The 3,860-nt window shown below is 64.9% G+C and carries 4 protein-coding genes and 1 pseudogene; all 5 read right to left on the bottom strand.

Annotated elements, in window-relative coordinates:
- Nucleotides 1–373: metal ABC transporter ATP-binding protein (locus PGX04_RS30425; protein WP_273741900.1), on the bottom strand; the 373-nt coding region annotated here is incomplete at its 3' end.
- Nucleotides 370–1,461, bottom strand: a complete 1,092-nt coding sequence (locus PGX04_RS30420) for a metal ABC transporter solute-binding protein, Zn/Mn family (RefSeq protein WP_273741899.1) — start codon at nucleotides 1,459–1,461, stop codon at nucleotides 370–372. The genes PGX04_RS30425 and PGX04_RS30420, both read right to left, overlap by 4 nt.
- Before the next feature lie 185 nt (nucleotides 1,462–1,646).
- The gene (locus PGX04_RS30415; RefSeq protein ID WP_273741898.1) at nucleotides 1,647–2,069 is read right to left on the bottom strand and encodes a DUF7988 family protein; all 423 of its coding nucleotides are present in this window, start codon (nucleotides 2,067–2,069) and stop codon (nucleotides 1,647–1,649) included.
- Between the two features lie 415 nt (nucleotides 2,070–2,484).
- Nucleotides 2,485–3,657, bottom strand: a complete 1,173-nt coding sequence (locus PGX04_RS30410) for a YhjD/YihY/BrkB family envelope integrity protein (RefSeq protein ID WP_273741897.1) — start codon at nucleotides 3,655–3,657, stop codon at nucleotides 2,485–2,487.
- 81 nt (nucleotides 3,658–3,738) lie between these two features.
- Nucleotides 3,739–3,860 (bottom strand): annotated as a pseudogene (locus tag PGX04_RS34860) (carbohydrate kinase); the annotation flags it as partial.

Here is a 3,860-nt window from a genome sequence, read left to right as displayed (position 1 = left end):
TCTCGAGGGCCTCGTCGACGGTCGCGCGATCCTCGTCGGTCAGTCGGCCGCGGCCCGCGTGGGCGAACCGGCCCATGGTGACGACCTCGCGGACGGTGACCGGCATGGAGTCGCCGCGGTTGGTCGCCTGCTGGGAGACGTAGCCGATCCGTTCGCCGTCGTCGAATTCGTCGACGGGTTCGTCGAATAGTTCGATCGAGCCGCTGTCGGGACTGCGCAGTCCGAGCATGAGATGCAGGAGGGTCGTCTTGCCCGAGCCGTTGGGGCCGATCAGCCCGAGGAAATCGCCCTCTTCGACCCGCAACGAGACGTCCTTCACCGCCGGCTGCTCGCCGTAGGCGAACGTCACGTTCTCGAGGTCGACGACGGTCACTGTGCGTCTAGTGCCTCTCTGAACGCGGGGACGTTTATTTCTTCCATCTGCTCGAGGTAGCCCCAGTCCCGCTCTTGCCACTTCGCGAGGGTTCCCGAGAGGTGCGTGATCGGCATCGCGTCGATCTCGTGGGTGGTGTCCCGAATGATGGTGTTGACCAGCGGCGGGTACTGCCCGTCGCGATCTTCGAAGGGGCTGTAGAGGATCGTCTCGATTCCCTCCTCGTCGACCAGATCGATCGTCTCCGATATCGCGTCTTGGCTCGGCTCTTCCTGCGGGGAGACGCCGGTCGGCGTGTGGAGTTCGAACCCGTAGCGCTCCTGGAGATAGGTGAACGAGTCGTGACCGGCGAAGACGGCGACCTGACGGGTGGCCGCGTCGACGAGGTCTTCGAATCGCTGGTCGAGAGCTGCGAGATCGTCCGAGTACGCGGCGGCGTTGTCCTCGTAGGTCCCGGCGTTGTCCGGATCGGCGTCGGCGAGCCCCGACGCGATGGTGTCGACGATATCCTGCGCGAGAACGGGGTCGAGCCAGACGTGGGGATCCACCGACGACCGGTCGTGATCGTGGCCGTCGTGGGTCTCGTCGCCGTGGCCGTCCCCACTGTCGTGTGAGTGGCCACTGTGATCGTCCTCGTGGGAATCATTGCTGTGATCGTCCTCGCTCTCGTGAGCGTGGGCACCGGCGTCGACCTCGTGGTCCCAGCCGAGCAGGTCCCCCTCGAGTCCCTCGAGTCCGTCGATCACGGCCACCGTATCGTAGTCGGCCTCGAGCGTCGCCGCGATGTCCTGTGCCCACGAAAATTCCGGCGTGTCGAAGTAGACGAACGCGCCGGCGTCGGCGACGTTACGAGTGAGATCGCCGCTCGGCGACCAGCCGTGGCCGGGCTGGCCGGTTCCGACCGGGTTCTCGAAGTCGATCGCGTCGCCGCTCACCTGCTGGCCCCAGTCCCAGAGGGTGAAGAAGGCGGCGTAGCCGGTCTCGAGGTCCGCGTTCGTCGCGTCGATGTCGTCGAGACAGCCGGCGACGGTACCGGCGGCGAGCGCGCCGGCTCCCCCTCTGAGCAGCGCGCGTCGTGTCGGGTTCATACTCGAGGCTGGTTCCACCGGAGTATAAGGGTTATTATCCCGAAGATGTATTTTGTTAACTGCAACGCTCGATGGTCGAGTCTGTTAACAATAACTGGCGATATAGCGAACTGAGTTAGTAGTCCGGTCGGTTCGAGCGGTATCGATCCAGTGTCGTCGACGGTTCGGGACGACCCGCGGCGCGTTCACTCGAGCGAGACCTCGAGCTGAGTCCCGTCCAGTCGACGATAGGCTGACGGGCGGTCCGGATCGGAATCGCGAACTACCTCGAACGCGTCGAATCGGATCACGAGTCGCCCGGGATCGATCGTCGCCCGGAGGACGGGGCCGCGGCTCGTCACGACGACGTAGGGCGGTCCCGCCACGGGTCTCGCCTGGAGGTCGTAGCCAGCGGCCTCGACCACGTCGGCGAGGACGCTCGGCAGGGCCTCGAGTATCCCAGTTTCCTCGAGGAGTCGGCGAAGTCCGTCGGCGACCGCGTGGCTGTCCGTCGTTCTCGAGGTATCCCAGGGGTCGGCGACCGCGTCGGCGCAGGTGTCGATCCCGGCGATGATCGACGCGTGATCCGTCTGGATCCGTCGCCGAGCGTCACGAACTGGATGGGACACGGCTTTCGGTGGAACGGGAACTTACAAAGATGTCCCGACTCGAATCGCATCCGTGTCACAGAATCGCTCCCACGGGGATCGGTTCGCCGGATTCTGTTTGGATTATCCGTTGTGTAGCCGTGTGAATGGAACGGTGTGTTCTGGAGGGATCAGTTGAGACAAAGCGTCCTGCTATCGTGGCAACACGGAATCGCCACGCCCTCCCCAACCGATTCGTTCGCTCGCTGTACTCGCTCCCTCATCCCTCGCGCAGCGTCGTGCCGCGGTTCATTGGCATTCACCGCGGCCCAGCGCGCGCCACCGCACACCGGATGGTCGGTTTGGTGTGAGACGTAGTTCCACTGTATCGCTTCTCAGCTAGCAGTTCGAGACGAGGAACTCGTTCTCAACCGGTCGACCGCTTACCGGTCCAGCACTATTCGTTTCGACTCTCGACGGACCCGACGGTTAGCGTCCGGGCCCGCCGCAGGACGCCGCGAGCCCGCCGTCGCCACGACGACCCCTGACCGGCCGCGAGTTCGCGCCGAAGCCGCTCGTTTTCGTCCTCGAGCTCGCCGTTATCCGCCTCGAGGTGGTCGATCCGGGCCTCGAAGTCGTCGACGCGATCCTCGAGTCGGTACCGACGGGTTCGCTGTGCCTCGCGGTCGTTTCGCAACTGATCGCGCTCCCGCCGGAGTTCGGTCAGTCGGGCCTCGAGACGGTCGCGTTCGTCCCGGTTCGAACTGACGAAGGGATCGCGGCCCGCATCGTCGGGAATTCCCTCGAGCGACTCGTCTCCGGCGGCCGTCTCGTCGGATTCGATCTCGATGTGCCCCGAGTGAGTGGCGTTGACGACGCCTCCTACGAGCAGTATCAGGCCGCCGAAGTACAGCCAGGTCAACAGGAGCAGGATCGCCCCGATCGGACCGGCCGACTCGGAACTACTCGAGAGGGCGACGTAGATCTGAAAGAGCGTCTGGAGCGCCGCCCAGCCGACGGCGGCGACGAGGACGCCCGGGAGCACCTCCCGGACCGAGACGTCGACGTCGGGGAAGAAGTAGTACATCGGGAGGAAGGCGATCGTTAGTCCGACCACGAGCAACAGCGGGTTCAACAGTCCGATGAAGGGAATGCTCGGGAAGAACGCGAACACGATGGTGGTCACCGCCGCGGCGACCAGCGCGACGCCGATCGTCCCGAAGACGACGGCACCGTCGCGCAACTGGTCGACCAGGGAGTTCTCCGCGGTCGACGCGTAGATCTCCGAGAAGGCGGTGTCCAGCCCCCGGAAGATCTTCAGCGACCCCCACAGGAGCACGACGAGGCCGATGACGGACGTTCCCACGCTTCCGGTGTCGCCTTCGATCCCGTCCTCGAGGATGATCTGCCCGCTCTCGGGGAGGAAGCCCTCGGTCGTCGACGAGACCTGTTGGACGAGCGCCTCGTCACCGACGAACGAGACGAGAAAGAAGACGAGGACGAGCAGCGGAATCAACGAGATAAACGCCTGATACGCGATGCCTGCGGCCATGAACGTCACGTTCTTCTCCTGAATCCCCGCGACGACCGACTTTACGAAGGGAACCGCGCCGCGACCGTTGATACCCATATCGCATCCTCCACCACAAACCCGGATAGCACTCCGGCTTGCAACCACGCGGTTCACTTCGTCGCTGCTCCGAACGTCGAATCATCGATCCGACCCGCCCTCGAGCAGCGGACCCACCGCTTCGCGAGTCGGTAACGCCGCCATCGCTCCCCTGGCAGTGGTCGCCGTCGCGGCGACCGCGTTCGCGAACGCCACCGCGTCCG

Source organism: Natrinema soli (assembly GCF_028618695.1).
The sequence above is the reverse complement of the archived record's forward strand: the minus strand, read 5'-3'. Positions and strand labels throughout refer to the sequence as shown.